The 18,360-nt window shown below is 55.9% G+C and carries 14 protein-coding genes and 2 pseudogenes; 4 read left to right on the plus strand and 12 right to left on the minus strand.

All coding sequences use genetic code 11. From position 1 onward, the window contains the following. Positions 1 to 3 precede the first annotated feature (3 nt). Positions 4 to 780 carry a glucose-1-phosphate cytidylyltransferase gene (gene rfbF, locus DU506_RS16225; protein WP_114487941.1) on the minus strand — a complete coding sequence of 259 codons (777 nt, stop codon included), beginning with the start codon at positions 778 to 780 and terminating at the stop codon, positions 4 to 6. Beyond that, positions 777 to 1,895, minus strand: a complete 1,119-nt coding sequence (locus DU506_RS16230; RefSeq protein ID WP_114487942.1) for an NAD-dependent epimerase/dehydratase family protein — start codon at positions 1,893 to 1,895, stop codon at positions 777 to 779. The genes rfbF and DU506_RS16230 overlap by 4 nt, the downstream gene beginning before the upstream one ends. Before the next feature lie 467 nt (positions 1,896 to 2,362). Between DU506_RS16230 and DU506_RS16235 the strand changes: the two genes are divergently transcribed. The 3 genes and pseudogenes from DU506_RS16235 to DU506_RS16245 all read left to right on the plus strand — a co-directional run bounded on the left by DU506_RS16235 (position 2,363) and on the right by DU506_RS16245 (position 4,309). Further along, positions 2,363 to 2,698 (plus strand): hypothetical protein, encoded by a 336-nt coding sequence (locus tag DU506_RS16235; protein WP_328587991.1) that lies wholly within the window; start codon positions 2,363 to 2,365, stop codon positions 2,696 to 2,698. Between the two features lie 190 nt (positions 2,699 to 2,888). Continuing rightward, positions 2,889 to 3,931, plus strand: a pseudogene (locus tag DU506_RS16240) (NADH:flavin oxidoreductase). Positions 3,932 to 4,009: 78 nt separating this feature from the next. Further along, complete coding sequence (locus DU506_RS16245) at positions 4,010 to 4,309, plus strand: ArsR/SmtB family transcription factor (RefSeq protein WP_235825703.1); 300 nt, start codon at positions 4,010 to 4,012, stop codon at positions 4,307 to 4,309. Between the two features lie 120 nt (positions 4,310 to 4,429). Here the strand turns inward: DU506_RS16245 and sucD are convergent, their stop codons facing one another. The 9 genes from sucD to sdhC all read right to left on the minus strand — a co-directional run bounded on the left by sucD (position 4,430) and on the right by sdhC (position 16,179). Then, positions 4,430 to 5,302, minus strand: coding sequence for a succinate--CoA ligase subunit alpha (gene sucD, locus DU506_RS16250; RefSeq protein WP_114487944.1), 873 nt, complete (start codon positions 5,300 to 5,302; stop codon positions 4,430 to 4,432). Continuing rightward, positions 5,302 to 6,468, minus strand: coding sequence for an ADP-forming succinate--CoA ligase subunit beta (gene sucC / locus DU506_RS16255; RefSeq protein ID WP_114487953.1), 1,167 nt, complete (start codon positions 6,466 to 6,468; stop codon positions 5,302 to 5,304). Before sucC ends, sucD begins: the two co-directional genes overlap by 1 nt. Positions 6,469 to 6,612: 144 nt before the next feature. Continuing rightward, the gene (gene lpdA / locus DU506_RS16260) at positions 6,613 to 8,055 is read right to left on the minus strand and encodes a dihydrolipoyl dehydrogenase (RefSeq protein ID WP_114487945.1); all 1,443 of its coding nucleotides are present in this window, start codon (positions 8,053 to 8,055) and stop codon (positions 6,613 to 6,615) included. An 81-nt stretch (positions 8,056 to 8,136) separates the two neighbouring features. After that, entirely contained in the window at positions 8,137 to 9,711 is a 1,575-nt protein-coding gene (gene odhB / locus DU506_RS16265; RefSeq protein ID WP_114487946.1) for a 2-oxoglutarate dehydrogenase complex dihydrolipoyllysine-residue succinyltransferase, read from the minus strand. Positions 9,712 to 9,750: 39 nt separating this feature from the next. Continuing rightward, a complete protein-coding gene (locus DU506_RS16270; RefSeq protein ID WP_114487947.1) occupies positions 9,751 to 12,585 on the minus strand; it encodes a 2-oxoglutarate dehydrogenase E1 component in 2,835 nt (944 codons plus the stop codon). Positions 12,586 to 12,943: 358 nt separating this feature from the next. Then, positions 12,944 to 13,654 (minus strand): succinate dehydrogenase iron-sulfur subunit, encoded by a 711-nt coding sequence (locus tag DU506_RS16275; RefSeq protein WP_114487948.1) that lies wholly within the window; start codon positions 13,652 to 13,654, stop codon positions 12,944 to 12,946. Positions 13,655 to 13,681: 27 nt separating this feature from the next. Then, complete coding sequence (sdhA, locus tag DU506_RS16280; protein WP_114487949.1) at positions 13,682 to 15,457, minus strand: succinate dehydrogenase flavoprotein subunit; 1,776 nt, start codon at positions 15,455 to 15,457, stop codon at positions 13,682 to 13,684. Positions 15,458 to 15,460: 3 nt separating this feature from the next. Further along, complete coding sequence (gene sdhD, locus DU506_RS16285) at positions 15,461 to 15,808, minus strand: succinate dehydrogenase, hydrophobic membrane anchor protein (protein WP_114487950.1); 348 nt, start codon at positions 15,806 to 15,808, stop codon at positions 15,461 to 15,463. Then, positions 15,802 to 16,179 (minus strand): succinate dehydrogenase, cytochrome b556 subunit, encoded by a 378-nt coding sequence (gene sdhC, locus DU506_RS16290; protein ID WP_220254416.1) that lies wholly within the window; start codon positions 16,177 to 16,179, stop codon positions 15,802 to 15,804. Before sdhC ends, sdhD begins: the two co-directional genes overlap by 7 nt. A 498-nt stretch (positions 16,180 to 16,677) precedes the next feature. Here sdhC and gltA point away from each other — a divergent pair, with 498 nt between their 5' ends. After that, the gene (gene gltA / locus DU506_RS16295) at positions 16,678 to 17,964 is read left to right on the plus strand and encodes a citrate synthase (protein ID WP_114487952.1); all 1,287 of its coding nucleotides are present in this window, start codon (positions 16,678 to 16,680) and stop codon (positions 17,962 to 17,964) included. Positions 17,965 to 18,170: 206 nt separating this feature from the next. On the opposite strand, the pseudogene DU506_RS21990 reads toward gltA, so the two are convergent. After that, positions 18,171 to 18,360, minus strand: a pseudogene (locus DU506_RS21990) (IS1182 family transposase); the annotation flags it as partial.

Here is an 18,360-nt window from a genome sequence, read left to right on the forward strand (position 1 = left end):
GGTTCATTCCTTCCAGAGCTTCCAGGGGGCACCTTCCGTCCAGGCGGTCTCAAGCACCATTTTATCTCTCAGCGTATCCATGCTTTGCCAGTAACCGTTGTGATGGAAATATCCCAGTTTTCCCAACTCGATCATCCGGTTCATGGGCCCGTTTTCCCATACGGTCTGGCTATCGTCGATGGTCTCGAACACTTCCGGCTCACAGACGAAGAAGCCGCCATTGATCAGGCCTCCATCCACTTCTCCCTTTTCACGAAAGCCCTCTACCTGGCTGTTGCCTTCCTTCAAGCGCAGCGCACCGTAGCGGCCGGGTTGCGTTACCGCCGTCAGGGTGCACCAATTTTTCGAGGCCAAATGAGAATCGATCAAGGCATTGATATTCAGGTCACTCAGCCCATCGCCATAGGTCAGGCAGAAAGGTTCATCCGCCAGGAAAGGCATGGCCTTCTTGAGTCGCCCACCGGTCATGGCATCGGCGTCCGTATCCAGCACGGTGACCTTCCAGTCATCGTTCATGCTTTGAAGCCAGTCGACGGTGCCTGTCTTCAGGTCGATGGTGTAATCGGTTCGATTGCCGCGATAATTGAGGAAATAGTCGCGAATGTACTCCACCTTATAACCTCCCAGCACGACGAACTCCTTGAAGCCATGATGGGCATACATTTTCATGATGTGCCAAAGGATCGGCCTCCCTCCCACTTCCACCATGGGCTTGGGACGAATCGCTGTCTCTTCGCTCAAGCGCGTTCCATACCCTCCCGCGAAAATTGCGACTTTCATGATCTAACCTCCATTTCAGGCGTCGAGTTAACGGGGGTGGAGGCAGGTGGAGCACCGGGATTCAATGCATTACGAATTTGCCAACTCAGATTTTCGGATAGGCGTCCTGCATTGATATGCGCCTGTAGCGCATGCAGGCGCATATAGCGTGAGCTCCTGAACTGCGCATCGGAAAATTTCATGCTCTTGAGCCCATTGACCAACCCCATGATGGAATCCAGAAGCGTCATTTGCGGTTGATGGTCGGGTGCCAATCTGGCAAACAGGCTGAAATCCACCTGATAGGAACGGCTGTCCGCCGGCGCCTGGGTATTGATACTCAGGGAGGTACCAGGAATTGCCTGGGCAACCGCCGTCGCCAAGTCCCGTACCTGATGGTTGCGTTCGTCCGAGCCGGTATTGATATTGAGTATGCGTCCGCCGTTTTCAGGCTTGCGCTGTACCGCCCAGTCGATAGCTCTGGCCATATCGGACACGTCGATCAAGGGCCGCCAGGGAGACCCATCGCTAAGCACGGTAATATGCTGCTGGCTAAGCGCGCAGGCGACGAAATCATTGAGCACCAGGTCCAGACGTAACCGTTCCGACATCCCACATGCAGTCGCAAAGCGCAAACTGGTAATCACCATGTTCCCCTTGATGCCCGCCAAGGCTTCTTCGGCCGCTATTTTCGAACGGGCATAGGCGGTAACCGGAGCCACGGGGTCCACTTCACGACGCGGAACGCCCAGAGCGACGCCATAAATGCTGCAACTCGAGGCAAACACGAAGTTTTCCACACCCGCCTGAGCCGCTGCCTGAGCCATATCCACCGTAGCCCGCTGATTAACCTCAGCCGTAACTGCAGCGAAACGGTCTCCCATGGGGTCGTTGGAAATCGCAGCCAGTTGAATCACTGCCGTATAGCCTTCAAAAAAATCAGCAGGAATATCCCGAACGTCTCCCAGAAACTGTTGGTCAAGATAACGCTCGGGCAGCAGTTCGGCACCTGTCAAACAATGCGCGAAATAGGCATTGTCATAACCATGAAGAATGGCGGTTGGGTGGCGTAAGGCTAACTCCCGTACCACGATGGAGCCGACGTACCCCATATTTCCCACAATCAAGATTTTCAAAATTTCACCCCACCATTGGCATCAGTTAACCAGGTCTTCCCTTGCCCCCCAGCTGCTTTATTTATTTTTACCGCTATAAGAAAAGGCTGGTTCCTGTTTTTACTCGAATTAAAGATTAAATTTCAGCCATTCCGGATCGCCGACTCAAACAAGCGACGGTGAAAACACCTAAATATTACACTGGGAAACTTATTAACATTAAACATTACAGTGTAAAAATAAGCGACGCGATATTTTCTGTCAAGCACAGGGGCGACCTAAACATCCCGCTTGTAGTACCATTTTTTTCATTACAAAAGCAGAAAGGGCACCTTTTCAGGTGCCCCTTCTTGTTCAGTTGGGATAGCGTTATCTACGCATTGCTTGATCGCTATCATTCTCTTTGTCACGGCAGTCAGCAGTATGCTCTCCCCCAACACCGATAAACGCTGCTTGCGATGATGCTGCTAACCAGGACCCATTGGCTAATGCGCTATAGCTTGCTCTATTTAGCGGTGCTGAGGGGTGGGTGGCCATGCAGATTGGATATGGACGTTTCTTACCCGGATGCTGGCCACGACAGCCAGTTCAGTTTTCTACCCGGCGGCGCAGGGGCGGCTGAAGTCGGTGTGGGCGGCCTATTGTTACCGTTGATGGAGCGTGACCAAGCCCCGGCGGCGGTATTGGTGTGGCGGCTAATGAGTTACCACCTTTACCTAGCAGCGGGCGCACCGCTGTTTATTTTATATAGCTACGACTGCTACGTCGCTCGCCAACAGCGTAGCGGTGATTCGCCAGAGCATTCAGGGCGTAGGACTTTCTAAGGGCAAGGGGTTGTCAATAGCACTGAAATATGTGTAAATACATTTATAAGTATATTTATATATTTATATATTTATATATGTATAGAGAGAAAACAGCATGTCAACACCCGAACAAGCTTTAGCCGCGCCCCTTTTTGAGTCCTTCACCATGGGCCCTGTAACCCTGCCTAACCGCATCGTCATGGCCCCCATGACGCGCAACCAGTCACCCAATTGCATACCGGGCGACAACGTGGCGAGTTACTATCGCAGTCGCGCCGAAGGGGGTGTTGGGCTGATCATTACTGAGGGCACCTATATTGATCATCCCGGCGCCAACGGCTACCCGGACGTACCGGCCTTTCACGGCGAGCAGGCACTGGCTGGCTGGCAGCGCGTTGTAGAGGGTGTTCACGCCGTCGGAGGGAAAATTGTCCCCCAGCTGTGGCACGTGGGCCGTGAACGCCGCCCAGGCGTCGAGCCGGATACTAACGTGCCCGGCTTTGGTCCAATGGCTATCAGTGAAGACGGCGTAGAAATTGTCCGTGCCATGACCGAACAAGACATGCTTGACGTGGCGGCTTCCTTTGCTCGTGCCGCGCGCGATGCCATCAAAGCCAAGGCGTTGATGGCATCGAGCTACACGGTGCCCACGGCTATTTGATCGACCAGTTCCTATGGCCTGAGAGTAACCAGCGCAAGGATGGCTATGGCGGCAGCCCGGAAAATCGGCTGCGCTTTCCCCGCATGATTGTACGCGCCGTGCGTGATGCGGTTGGACCGGATTTCCCAATACTCTTCCGGTTCTCTCAGTGGAAACTGTCTGATTATACGGCCATTATTGCTGAAACGCCCGAGGCGCTGGGCGCACTCCTCAAGCCGTTAGCCAATGACGGTGTCGACATCTTTCATGCCAGCACGCGCCGCATCTGGGAGCCCGGTTTTGCAGGCAGTGAAAAAACGCTAGCGACCTTGACGCGGGAACTAACCGGCAAGCCGGTAATCGCCGTTGGCAGCGTGGGGCTGGACAAGACCTTCCGCACCGGCCACTTCACGCGCACGGAAGACCCGACCTCGAAAAGCCGTGTCAATGTGGAAGAGCTGGCGATGTGGCGCTCGCGCAATGATTTTGATCTAATTGCCATTGGCCGCGCCCTGCTCTTTGACCTCCAATGGGCCAACAAAGTACGTGATGGGCGTCTTCAAGAGCTCTCGGATTTTGACAGCAGCGCCCTGGAAGAACTGGTGAGTTGATACACGTTGGGCAGGCTGCCTCGGCAGCCTGCCCGTTAAAGCGTATAGTGATCGGGCTCTCAACGCCTGGACGTGTTAATGGATATCAATACCGTTTTAAGTGCACTTGCTAACCCGGTGCGCCTCGACATTCTATCCTGGCTCAAGGAGCCAGAGCGCCACTTTCCCCAACAGAAGGATACCGCGCCAAAAGGGGGAATCTGTGTCAGTCATATCCGTGAAAAGACCGGCCTTTCTCAGCCGACCATTTCGCTATATCTCTCCACGCTGTCCCGCGCTGGCCTCGTCTCATCCGAACGTGTTGGACAGTGGACGTATTACCGCTATGAGCGTGACGTTGTCGAAGCCTTTTTAAATGAGTTGAGCCAACGGCTGTAGGATCCTGCCGTTGACGCTGCTTCGCTAGCAGACTCGACAGGTTCAAGATAAGCTTTGGCTAACGAATAAGGGCGCCCCGAGGGGCGCCCTTATCACGTGCGTCTAACGTCAATGGCCGACTTACCAGCCAGTCACTTCCTTCAATGCATCGCCGATTTCCGCCAGCGAGCGCACAGTTCTAACACCGGCATCTTCCAGAGCGCTGAACTTCTCATCAGCAGTCCCCTTGCCACCGGAGATGATAGCGCCGGCGTGACCCATGCGCTTACCCGGAGGTGCGGTGACACCGGCGATGTAAGACACCACCGGCTTGGAAACATTGGCCTTGATGTAGGCTGCCGCTTCTTCTTCGGCGGTACCACCGATTTCACCGATCATGACGATCGCTTCGGTTTTCGGATCCTTCTCGAACATCTCGAGAATGTCGATGAAGTTGGAGCCCGGAATCGGGTCTCCACCGATGCCCACACAAGTGGACTGACCAAAGCCGTGATCGGTGGTCTGCTTGACCGCTTCGTAAGTCAGCGTACCTGAACGCGACACGATGCCCACACGGCCCGGCTGGTGGATATGACCCGGCATGATGCCGATCTTGCACTCGCCGGGAGTGATCACGCCTGGGCAGTTGGGACCGATCAGGCGCACGCCCAGCTCGTCACACTTGACCTTGGCTTCCAGCATGTCGAGTGTGGCGATGCCTTCTGTAATGCACACGATCAGCTTGATGCCGGCATTGGCGGCTTCCAGGATCGAGTCCTTGCAGAACGGAGCCGGCACATAGATCACGCTGGCCTCGGCACCAGTCTTTGCGACCGCTTCCTTGACGGTGTTGAACACCGGCAGGCCCAGATGCTCCTGGCCGCCTTTGCCCGGAGTGACCCCACCGACCATTTTCGTACCGTAGGCAATCGCTTGCTCGGAGTGGAAAGTGCCCTGGCCACCGGTAAACCCTTGGCAGATGACCTTGGTGTTCTTGTCGATCAAGATGCTCATTACTTGCCCTCCGCCGCTTTCACGACCTGCTGTGCCGCGTCAGTCAGGCTGGTAGCCGCGATGATGTTCAGACCACTGGAAGCCAGTTTTTCGGCACCCAGTTCGGCGTTGTTACCTTCCAGACGCACCACGACAGGCACGTTGACACCGACCTGCTCGACGGCACCGATAATGCCTTCGGCGATCATGTCGCAGCGTACGATACCGCCGAAGATATTGACCAGAACGGCCTTGACCGAATCATCGGAAAGAATCAGCTTGAAGGCTTCCGCGACGCGTTCCTTGGTGGCACCACCGCCGACATCAAGGAAGTTGGCCGGCTTGCCGCCGTTCAGGTTGACGATATCCATAGTACCCATGGCCAGACCCGCGCCATTGACCATGCAGCCGATATTGCCATCCAGCGCGACGTAGTTGAGTTCCCATGCCGCCGCTTCGGCTTCACGCTCGTCTTCCTGAGACGGGTCGCGCATGGCCTGCAGGTCCGGATGGCGATACAGAGCGTTGCTGTCCAGGCCCAGTTTGGCATCCAGGCAATGCAAGTTGCCTTCGTCGGTAACAACCAGAGGGTTGATCTCGAGAAGTGCCAGATCCTTGTCGTGGAACAGCTTGGAAAGGCCCAGGAAGATCTTGGTGAACTGCTTGACCTGATCACCCTTGAGGCCCAGCGCGAACGCCAGCTCACGGGCCTGATACGGCTGTGCACCGACCAGGGGGTCGATCTCGGCCTTGAGAATCTTTTCAGGCGTTTCTTCGGCGACCTTTTCGATTTCCACACCACCTTCAGTGGACGCCATGAACACCACACGACGTGTGGTGCGATCGACTACCGCACCCAGATACAGCTCATCGGCGATATCGGTGCAGGTTTCGACCAGAATCTTGGCGACCGGCTGGCCATGTTCATCGGTCTGGAAGGTGACCAGGTTCTTGCCCAACCATTGCTCGGCAAAAGCCTTGGCTTCTTCCGGGCTCTTGATCAGCTTGACGCCACCCGCCTTGCCGCGGCCACCGGCGTGAACCTGGGCTTTGACGACCCATTTATCACCGCCGATTTTCTTGCAAGCCTCGAAGGCTTCTTCGGGGGTGTCCACGGCGAAGCCCTTGGATACCGGCAGACCATAATCGGCAAACAGTTGCTTGCCTTGATATTCGTGAAGGTTCATCGATTCATGCCATTGGTTGCATGTGACTCGAACGATGACCGGAAAACCCGCGTCTTTGCGGTTCCTGATCATCCCCGCGCTTTCGATACATAGCCGAAAGCGTCACGCCACCGAAACGGTGGCGCTTATTTATTAATCTAGGTGTTACTTGCGTTTCTTGCGGTTGGCCATGTGAATGGCATGGCCGTCAACGGCGAGGGCCGCTTCATGCACCGCTTCCGACATGGTCGGGTGAGCATAGCAGGTCAACGCCAGATCTTCGGCACTGGAGCCGAATTCCATGGCGATGACACCCTGAGCAATCATTTCACCGGCATGCTGGCCGACAATATGCATGCCCAGAATGCGGTCGGTTTCGGCATCCGCAATGATCTTGGCCTGACCTTCGGTGGCATTGTTGGCCATGGCACGACCGCTGGCGGCGAACGGGAAGCTACCCGTCTTGACGTTAATTCCCTTGGCCTTGGCTTCTTGCTCGGTCAAACCGACCCATGCCACTTCCGGGAAGGTATAGACGACGTTGGGAATGGTGTCGTAGTTCATTTCGGCTTTATGGCCGGCAATGATGTCCGCGACCATGATGCCTTCTTCAGAGGCCTTGTGCGCCAACATCGGACCACGCACACAGTCGCCCACTGCATAGACACCGGGTACGCTGGTGCGGCACTGGTCGTCGACGAAGATGAAACCACGCTCATCCAGGTCAATGCCCAGGCCATCGGCAACTACGCCTTTGGTGTAAGGACGCCGACCGACGCAGACGATCAGTTTATCGAACGTCATTTCCTGCTCACCGCTGGCATCGGTGTACTTGACGATGACTTCATCGCCCTTGACCTCGGAGCCTGTCACACGCGCACTGAGCTTGATGTCCAGTCCCTGCTTCTTGAGCAGCTTCTGTGTTTCCTTGGCAATGGCGCCATCCACCATGGGCAAGAAATCATCCATGGCTTCAAGCACGGTGACCTCACTGCCCAGACGGTTCCACACACTGCCCAGCTCAAGACCGATGATACCGGCACCAATCACACCCAGACGCTTGGGGGTTTCCTGGAATTCCAAGGCACCGGTGGAATTGACGACCAAGCCTTCGACCAGCGGCGTCGGGGGAATCTCGACCGGCACGGAACCCGCCGCAATCACGATATTGTCGGCTTCAAAGGTGGTGGCCTTGCCATGCTGGTCGGTGACTTCGACCTGCTTGGCGGCAATCACCTTGCCGGTTCCCTGAAGTGCCGTGACGCCGTTGGCCTTGAACAGGCCGGCGATACCACCGGTCAGATTGCTGACGATCTTGTCCTTGCGCGCCATCATCTTCTTGACGTCCATGCTGACGTCGCCGGTTTCGATACCGAGATCGGAGAAGTCGTGCTTGGCTTCCACGAACTTGTGCGAGGCTTCAAGCAAAGCCTTGGAAGGAATGCAGCCTACGTTGAGACAGGTTCCGCCCAGCACCGTCTTGCTACCGTCTTCGCTGATCCATTTCTCGACACAGGCCGTCTTGAGCCCTAGCTGAGCGGCACGGATGGCAGCTACATAGCCACCGGGGCCTGCACCAATAATGATCACATCAAACTTGTCAGCCATGTCGGCTCCTTTAGCTTGGTTGCCTCTCCCCTTGTGAGGGCAGAGGCTGAGTGCGATTGAACGTGAAATGCGATAGGGAGATTACACGTCCAGCAACAGGCGTGCGGGATCTTCCAACAATTCCTTGATAGTCACCAGGAATTGAACGGCATCCTTGCCATCGATCATGCGGTGGTCATAGGAGACCGCCAGATACATCATCGGGCGAATTTCGACCTTGCCATTGACCGCCATGGGGCGTTCCTGAATCTTGTGCATTCCCAGAATGGCGGTTTGCGGCGGGTTGATGATCGGCGTGGACATCAATGAGCCGAAGGTGCCGCCATTGGTGATGGTGAAGGTGCCGCCCTGCATCTCGTCGATACCCAGCTTACCGTCACGCGCTCGCTTGCCAAAGTCGACAATACCCCTCTCGACATCAGCGATCTTCATATGGTCGGTATCACGCAACACCGGCACTACCAGACCACGCGGCGTGGAAACCGCCACACCGATATCCTGATAACCATGGTAAACCATATCGTCGCCATCGATAGAGGCATTGACGTCCGGGAAGCGTTTTAGCGCTTCACTGGCCGCCTTGACGAAAAATCCCATGAAGCCCAGTTTGGTATCGTGGGTCTTGAGGAAGGTATCCTTGTACTGAGCACGCAAGCTCATTACCGCACTCATGTCCACCTCATTGTAGGTGGTCAGCATGGCGGCCGTCTGTTGAGCTTCGACCAGACGCTTGGCAATGGTTCTGCGCAGGCGACTCATCGGAACGCGCTTCTCGGGACGCTCGCCTTCGACAGCTGGGGCGGCAGCAGCCTTGGCCGGTGACGTGGCAGGCTTGGCGGCTTTCTTGGCGGAACCGTCTTTTACCGCTTTCTGCACATCTTCTTTCAAGATGCGCCCACCCTTGCCAGTCCCTTCTATCTTGGCAACGTCAAGGTCGTGTTCGGCAACCATCTTGCGCGCCGCCGGGGCCAGAATCTTGTCACCGACTTTTTCATCGGCTTTCTCGCCAGCACTGTCTTCGGTACGTTCTCCAGTGCTTTCTTCACCCGCGCCTTCGTCAGCACCGCTCTCGCCACCAGCGCCTTCGGTAAAGATAGCCAGCACTTCTTCGGACTCTACCTGGCTGCCTTCTTCCGCCTTGATCTCACTCAGGGCACCATCCGCGGGAGCGACAACTTCCAGCACCACCTTGTCGGTTTCTATATCGGCCAGGACGTCGTCGCGTTTGACCGCTTCACCGACCTTCTTGTGCCAGGTGGCAACGGTACCTTCCTGAATCGATTCCGGGAAGGAAGGCGCTTTCACTTCATGCTGCTTGCCACCGCCGGAAGGCTTCTTGTCTGGCTTGGCCTCGGCTTTCTTTTCATCTTTCTTGTCACTCTTGGCATCCTGCTTGTTGCTGCCATCACCGGAGGCCTTGCCTTCGCCTACCTTGCCCAATATTTGCTCGGACTCAACGGTGTCGCCTTCCTCAGCCATGACATCAGTCAGCGTACCTGCTTCCGGTGCCAACACTTCGAGCACGACCTTGTCGGTTTCGATTTCAACAATCAGCTCGTCGCGTTCAACGCTGTCACCCGGTTTCTTGTGCCACGCGGCTACGGTGCCCTCGGCAATGGATTCCGGAAAGGTTGGCGCTTTGATCTCGGTAGCCATGTCGTTTCCCTTATGTGTTCTCGTGTTCCAGCGGGTGCCTTACAGATTGAAGGCATCTTCCACTAGCTGGCGCTGCTGTTGAGTATGAACGGACATATAGCCCGCTGCCGGTGCTGCCGATGCCGGGCGTCCGGCAAACTTGAGATCGCGCCCCAAGCCATCTTTCAGCATATCGGCCACGGCCCGCATGTGATGCTGGCTCGAGTACCAGGCCCCCTGGTTGAGCGGCTCTTCCTGACACCACACCACATCTTCGATATTGGTGTAGGGCGTCAGAATTTCCAGCAGTTCTTCCTTGGGGAACGGGTACAGCTGTTCGATACGCACGATAGCGGTATCGTCACGCTCATTATCGACTCGCCAGTTTGCCAGGTCGTAATAGACCTTACCGGCGCACAACACCACGCGTTTTACCTTTTCTGGCTTGAGATCGGCCTGGTCGGGCAATACCATATGGAATTTTCCGTAAGCCAGATCGTCCAGGCTGGAAACAGCTTCCTTATGCCGCAACAGCGATTTCGGCGACATGATCACCAATGGCTTACGCAGCGGACGAATCACCTGGCGGCGCAACAGATGGAAGATCTGTCCCGGCGTGGTCGGCACGCAAACCTGCATGTTGTGCTCGGCGCACATTTGCAGGAAACGCTCCAGGCGTGCCGATGAGTGCTCCGGCCCCTGGCCTTCATAGCCATGCGGCAACAGCATGGTCAAACCACACAGGCGTCCCCATTTGGTTTCACCGGAAGAGATGAACTGGTCCACCACCACCTGGGCACCATTGAAGAAATCACCAAACTGCGCTTCCCAAATCACCAGATCGTTCGGAGCGGTGGTGGAATAGCCGTATTCGAAGGCAAGCACGGCTTCTTCGGAAAGGAAGGAGTCGTGAATGGTAAACGTCGGCTGAGCATCCGCCATGTTCTGTAGCGGCACATAGGTGCTGCCATCTTTCTGATTGTGGACCACAGCGTGACGGTGGGAAAAAGTACCGCGACCCACATCCTGTCCGGTCAGGCGAATCGGGTGTCCCTGGTCGAGCAAGGTGGCATAAGCCAAGGTCTCGGCAAAGCCCCAGTTGAGGCCCATGCCACCGGCCTGCATCTTGCGTCGGTCTTCGTAGATCTTGGCAACCTGGCGCTGCACTTCCACACCGTCGGGAATCTCGCACATCCTGGCGGCCAGCTGCTGCAGACGTTTCATGTCCACCGTGGTATCGGCATCGCCGCTCCACTCGTGCCCCAGATAGGGCGCCCAATCAACGAACAGGGAGGTATTGGGTTCCTGCACCAAGGCATTGGCCACGTGGTTACCCGCCACCAGGTCTTCGCGGTAGGTTTCCACCATTGCCTTGGCATCGGCTTCGCTGAGTATGCCCTGCTCCACCAGCCGCTGCGCATAAATGGAGCGTGAAGACGGGTGGGCCTTGATCTTGGAGTACATCATGGGCTGAGTGCCCGATGGCTCATCAGCTTCGTTATGGCCACGACGGCGGTAACACACCAGATCGATCACCACGTCGCGCTTGAATTCCTGGCGATAGTCGATGGCGACTTGAGTGGCATGCAACACCGCATCCGCGTCATCACCATTGACATGGAAGATCGGTGCCTGAACCATTTTGGCGATATCGGTGCAGTACTCGGTGGAACGAGTATCCGCAGGGTGCGAGGTGGTAAAGCCAACCTGGTTGTTGATGACGATATGTACCGTGCCACCGGTCTTGTAAGCACGGGTCTGGGACATCTGAAATGTCTCCATGACCACGCCCTGGCCAGCGAAGGCGGCATCACCATGAACATTGATCGGCAGTACCTTGGTGCCGTCCTTGTCATTGCGTCGGTCCTGACGGGCACGCACCGACCCTTCGACTACCGGGGCCACGATTTCCAGGTGTGAAGGGTTGAACGACATGGCCAGGTGCACTTCACCGCCCGGCGACATGACGTTGGAACTGAAACCCTGGTGATATTTGACGTCACCGGAACCCCGTTCGATGACTTTCTTGCCATCGAACTCGTCAATCAGGTCCGTCGGGTTCTTGCCGAGAATATTGACCAGAAGATTGAGACGCCCGCGGTGAGCCATGCCGATAACGACTTCCTTGGTACCGTAACCGCCGGCACGCTGGATCAGCTCGTCCATCATCGGAATAAAGGCTTCACCGCCCTCCAGGCCAAAGCGCTTGGTGCCCGGATACTTCGAGGCCAGGTAGTTTTCCAGCCCCTCCGCGGCGGTCAGACGCTCAAGTACGTGCTTGCGCACATCTTCATTGAACTTGGGTGCACTGCGTACCGCTTCGAAACGCCGCTGTAGCCAGCGCTTCTCTTCGGTATCGACAATGTGCATGATCTCGCAGCCGATCGAGCGACAGTAGGTCTGCTCGAGGGCGTCGACGATTTCACGCAAGGAGGCCTTGTCCATACCCAGGAAAAACGAGCCGGTCTGAAACTCGGTGTCCAGGTCAGCTTTGGAAAGCTGATGGAACGACAGGTCAAGGTCGGGGACGGGGGTGGGATTACGCAGACCCAAGGGATCGATATTGGCCTTCTGATGGCCACGAAAGCGATACGCGTTGATCAACTGCAGGACTTTGACCTGCTTCTTGTTCTCTCCGCTGTCAACAGCGGCGACCGCAGCGCCTGGGCGCGTTTCTCGGCCTAATTGATAGAACTGATCACGGATGGGGCTTAGTGGAACATCGTGGGAGGCACTGCCCTCGGGGCGCGGCAACTGGTCGAAATAGTTGCGCCACTCGTCAGGGACAGTATCAGGATCGTCAAGGTACTGCTCGTAAAGCGCTTCCACGTAGTGGGCATTGCCACCACTAACGTGAGAGGAACGCCACATTAACTCCATTATGCCTTGTTGCATCTCTCGGTCACCCTGCACTGATGGGGTGGTATCGGCATCGCCACATGCGCGACGACATCGCTGTTGCCCTGCCGGCGGGGCGGGAGGTTTGCCGGCGGCGCCGGCCTATAGCCGGAAGCCCTTTCGTTCTCTGATCGTACTTTCGTTTTCGGTTCTTACTTTTCGGTACTTCTTTTCGGTTCTTCGCGTTCGCGCCATGCTCAAGAGCCGGTACTCACGGCACCGGCTCTTGAACCTGGCTACGATGTGGCGCGACTCGATGCCGCACCACAACGCTTAGCCTCTATGATAACAAGCGAGCCGTCACGATTTAAGTGGCTTTCATGGCAACTTAAGTGGCATTTCGCTTGTTTTTTTCTTATGTGGCCTCGGCCAACAGCATTTCACGAATCTTTCCGATAGCCCGAGTCGGGTTCAAACCCTTGGGACATACCGCAACGCAATTCATGATGCCACGGCAGCGGAACACACTGAACGGGTCTTCCAGCTCGGACAAACGCTCCTGTGTAGCAGTATCACGCGTATCCACCAGGAAGCGATAGGACTGAAGCAGGCCGGCCGGACCGACGAACTTTTCCGGGTTCCACCAGAACGATGGGCAAGCTGTCGAACAGCAAGCACATAGAATGCACTCGTAAAGCCCATCGAGTTTCTCGCGGTCTTCAGGCGACTGAAGACGCTCGATAGCCGGCGCCGGGGTGTCGTTCTGCAGATAGGGCTGAATACGCTCATACTGTTTGTAGAACAACCCCATGTCCACGACCATATCCCGGATCACCGGCAGTCCAGGCAAGGGGCGCAGTACCAGTTTATTGCCCTTGATGACTTCGGATAGCGGCGTGATGCACGCCAGACCATTCTTGCCATTCATGTTCATGCCGTCGGAACCGCACACGCCTTCACGGCAGCTGCGGCGAAATGCCAAAGCGCTATCCTGCTCTTTCATCAGATGCAGAACATCCAGCACCATCAGGTCGCGACCTTTGGTATCGACCTGAAACTCCTGCATGTACGGCGCGGAGTCGGTTTCCGGGTTGTAGCGGTATACGGATACCTGAAGATTGGACATAGTGACTCCCTCTCGTCAATACGGAGTTTAGTAGGTGCGAATTTTCGGTTCGAGCGTTGCCATGGTCTTTGGCTTGAAGTTGACGTCGCGCTTTTTCAACTGCTTTGTCGCCGGGAAGTACAGTGAGTGCTTCAGCCAGTTGACGTCGTCACGATCCGGGTAGTCGTAGCGAGAGTGCGCACCACGGCTTTCCTTGCGCTCCAGGGCAGAAATTGCCGTTGCCTCGGCCACTTCCATCAGGTTGTCAAGTTCCAGGGCTTCGACACGGGCGGTGTTGAAGGTGTTGGACTTATCCGGCAGGTGCGCCTTGGCAATACGCTCGCGCAATTCCGCAAGCTGCTTGACACCCTTCTGCATATTCTCTTCTTCACGGAAGACGCCGAAAGAAGCCTGCATGATGTCCTGCAAGGCCGCCTTGAGCTCGGGGACGGTTTCACCACCTTCTTCGGACTCGTTCCAACGCGTCATGCGAGCCATGGCCGCTTCGATATCGGATTCGGTGGCATCCAGATATTCGATACCGGCATTGAGAGCGCCTTCAATGAACATGCCCGCCGCACGCCCGAATACCACCAGGTCGAGCAGTGAGTTGCCACCCAGACGGTTGGCACCGTGCACCGAGACACAAGCCGCTTCGCCGCAAGCAAACAGACCGTTGACGATCTGGTCCTTGCCATCTTCGCCCTGCATGATCGCCTGACCATGCACGTTGGTCGGAATCCCGCCCATCATGTAATGGCAGGTCGGCACCACCGGAATCGGCTCCTTGGCCGGGTCCACATGAGCAAAGGTCTTGGACAGTTCGACGATACCCGGCAAGCGCTTGCCCAGCACCTCTTCACCCAGATGATCGAGCTTCAAGAAAACGTGATCGCCTTTCTCACCGCATCCGCGACCCTCAAGGATTTCCATGACCATGGAGCGCGCGACCACATCACGGCCGGCAAGATCCTTGGCGTTGGGCGCATAACGCTCCATGAAGCGCTCGCCATCCTTGTTGATCAAGTAGCCACCTTCACCACGGCAACCTTCAGTCACTAAGGTGCCCGCACCATAGATGCCGGTCGGGTGGAACTGCCACATTTCCATGTCCTGCATCGGGAAGCCGGCGCGCAGCGCCATACCGATACCGTCGCCGGTATTGATCAGGGCATTGGTAGTGGAGGCGTAGATACGTCCGGCACCCCCGGTGGCCAGCACCGTGGCCTTGGACTTCACATGCACCACTTCACCGGTTTCGATGCACATGGCGATACAGCCCACGACATCTCCCTCGGCATTCTTGACCAGATCCACCGCATACCATTCATTAAGAAAGACGGTGTTGTTCTTTATATTGTTCTGATACAGGGTATGCAGCAAGGCATGGCCGGTACGGTCAGCGGCGGCACAGGTGCGCGCGGCTTGGCCGCCTTCCCCGAAGTTCTTGGATTGGCCGCCGAAAGGACGCTGATAGATACGGCCGTTATCAAAGCGGGAGAACGGCAGGCCCATGTGTTCCAGCTCGAACACTGCCTTGGGGCCTTCGGAACACATGTATTCAGCCGCGTCCTGGTCAGCGATGTAATCACCGCCCTTGACGGTGTCGTACATGTGCCAGCGCCAATCGTCGTTAGGATCGGCGGAAGCAATCGCACAGGTGATGCCACCCTGGGCGGAGACAGTGTGTGAGCGCGTCGGAAACACCTTGGAGAGCACTGCTGTCTTCTTGCCGGACTTGGCCAGTTCAAGTGCGGCTCGCAGACCGGAACCACCGCCACCGATGATGATGGCGTCAAATGTCAAGCTACGCAGGTTGGACATGAATCAAGCTCCCCACAGAATTTGAATGCTCCACACCAGATACACGAAGATGGCCAGAATGATCAGCATCTGGGCACCCACGCGCAAAGGCGTAGACTTGAGGTAATCGGTGGTTACGGTCCACAAGCCGATCCAGGCGTGTGCCGCCAGGGAAATGAATGTCAGCAAGGAGAAGATTCGCATCCATGTCTGGTCGAACAGGCCGCTCCATGTGTAATAATCGAGCCCCGGGTTGAATAGCAGATAGGCGACAAGAAACACGGTGTACAGGGCCATGATCACGGCGGATGCACGCTGCATCAGCCAGTCAGAAAGGCCGCTGCGGCCAAAGCTCGTAATGTTGGTTACCATACCCAGACTCCCGCCAGAATAATCAAAAGGGCACTGACCACGACTGTGGCCTGCGCTTTTTTCGTGCCACCTTCCAAGGTCACGCCGATATCGGCGTCCATGAGCAGGTGTTTGATACCAGCGACAAAGTGAAACGCCAAGGCGGACAAAAGGCCCCAGGCGATCAGTTTGGCTAGAAAGTTATGGGCCAGTGCATCGCTTACCGCATCGAAACCTGCCGGTGATGAAAGCGACTTGTCCAATGCCCAGAAAGCGAAAATCAGACCAACGAACAGGATGACACCCGTGACGCGGTGTGTGATCGAGGTCAACGCGGGAAGCGGGAAGTGTATGGTCGAAAGGTCTAGGTTTACGGGTCGTTTGCTATTCACGGCTTTATACACTCTCTTGGCCCGCTCTGCGACAGGTCGGGCATGGCCCGAGCGGGGTGATTTCTGGAAGCAGCTCGGCCGTTGCCAAGTCGGGCACGACCTCCTACCTGCCGGTCGCGCGCCAAGATTATAAGAACCTTAGGCTCCGCTGACAAACCGAACTCCGATTGACTCGACCATGGTTCAAGAAGATAACCAGATATCGAGTCGATTTTGCATTGCAGCATAGCTATAGTAGATTACTCCACTAGGCCAGACGCAGATGGCCACATTTAGAAGAACAGAAAAGTATTCGTTTGCTTGAACACTGGACGCTCAGCTAATGCCCCTTAATATTATACAATAGCTACACAAAATATAACTACCAGTATAGATCGAGATGGCATTTAGGCTAATTGACAATCCTTTTCACGCTTCTATAGTGGGCGAGTCTTTTCGCCGGTGCGGCATGCGAAATACCGACTTTACGTCCCAACCCGTATTCGAAAGGAGGCCAGTATGGCTGACAGGAAAGCAACATTAACGGTAGATGGTCTGGACAAGACCATCGAACTACCGATGTATTCCGGCACTCTTGGCCCCGATGTCATTGATGTACGTAGCCTCGTGGCTGAGGGTTTGTTCACCTATGATCCCGGCTTCATGTCGACATCTTCCTGCCAGTCCGCCATTACCTATATAGATGGCGGCAAAGGCGTCCTTCTCCATCGCGGCTACCCTATCGGAGAGCTTGCCAAGGAGTCCAACTTCGTAGAGGTGTGCTACCTGCTGCTGTTCGGCGAACTGCCTACAGACACACAATACGCTGATTTCGAATCACGGGTTCGCAATCACACCATGGTTCACGATCAGATCAACAATTTCTTCAAGGGCTTCCGGCGCGACGCTCACCCGATGTCCATTCTGTGCGGTGTCGTAGGCGGCCTGGCAGCGTTCTATCATGACCACATGGACATTACCAAGCAGGAAGATCGTGAAATCAGTGCGATCCGCCTGATCGCCAAAATGCCGACTCTGGCCGCGATGTCGTACAAGTACAACGTCGGCCAGCCGTTCAACTATCCGCGCAACGATCTGAGCTATGCAGAGAACTTCCTCTACCTGATGTTCAGCAACCCTTGCGAGGAATACAAGAGCAACCCGGTATTTGCCAAGGCCATGGATCGCATCTTCATGCTGCATGCCGACCATGAGCAGAACGCCTCCACCTCGACCGTGCGCCTGGCAGGCTCTACCGGTGCCAATCCGTTCGCCTGCATCAGTGCCGGCATCGCCGCTCTCTGGGGCCCGGCTCATGGCGGCGCCAACGAAGCCGTGCTCAAGATGCTTGACGAAATCGGTGACGACTCCGAAGAGAATATCCAGCGTTTCGTCGACAAGGCCAAGGACAAGGATGACCCTTTCAAGCTGATGGGCTTCGGTCACCGTGTCTATCGTAACTTTGATCCGCGCGCCAAGGTCATGAAGGAAACTTGCGACGAAGTCTTGGCCGAGCTGGGCATGGCCGATGACCCCCAACTCAAGATTGCCAAGCGCCTGGAACAGATCGCTCTGGAAGACGACTACTTCATCGAGCGCAAACTCTACCCCAATGTCGATTTCTATTCCGGCATCATTCTCAAGGCAATGGGCATTCCGACCAACATGTTCACGGTCATCTTCGCCGTCTCGCGTACCATTGGCTGGATTTCCCATTGGCACGAGATGCAAAGCGACGATTTCAAGATCGGTCGTCCGCGCCAGCTGTATACCGGTCATGATCAGCGTAGCTATCCCAGCAAATGATCGTGCACCCGCCAGTGTAATACCAAGGCCGCCTTCGGGCGGCCTTTTGCATATTTTTCTTGGCGAACTCCTGCCCTTTCTTTACATTTTTCCCACTACGCCAGAAATGGTCAACTACTTCGCCCTAAAGAGGTTGTCGCAAATCTCCTAACGACTCATAACTAAACCGATGCTCAGCGACGTCGAAGGCTGGACGACATCATCACTCACACCCTGGCAGCCGCGATCATTTCCTTTGTTGCTAGGTAAGATAATCCCAGGCATCTCCACAACCAATCCCAGAGACGATGATAAAGGCTCAGCGCTACAGCGCGAGCCAGGTTGTAAGCCAGGGCATGCAAAGCAAACTCGCGTTTGACACCCGCCAGCCCACGGCGCCGGAAGCGAGACAGTCCC

This window comes from Vreelandella rituensis, from assembly GCF_003336665.1.
In the GTDB taxonomy this organism is placed as follows: Bacteria; Pseudomonadota; Gammaproteobacteria; order Pseudomonadales; family Halomonadaceae; genus Vreelandella; species Vreelandella rituensis.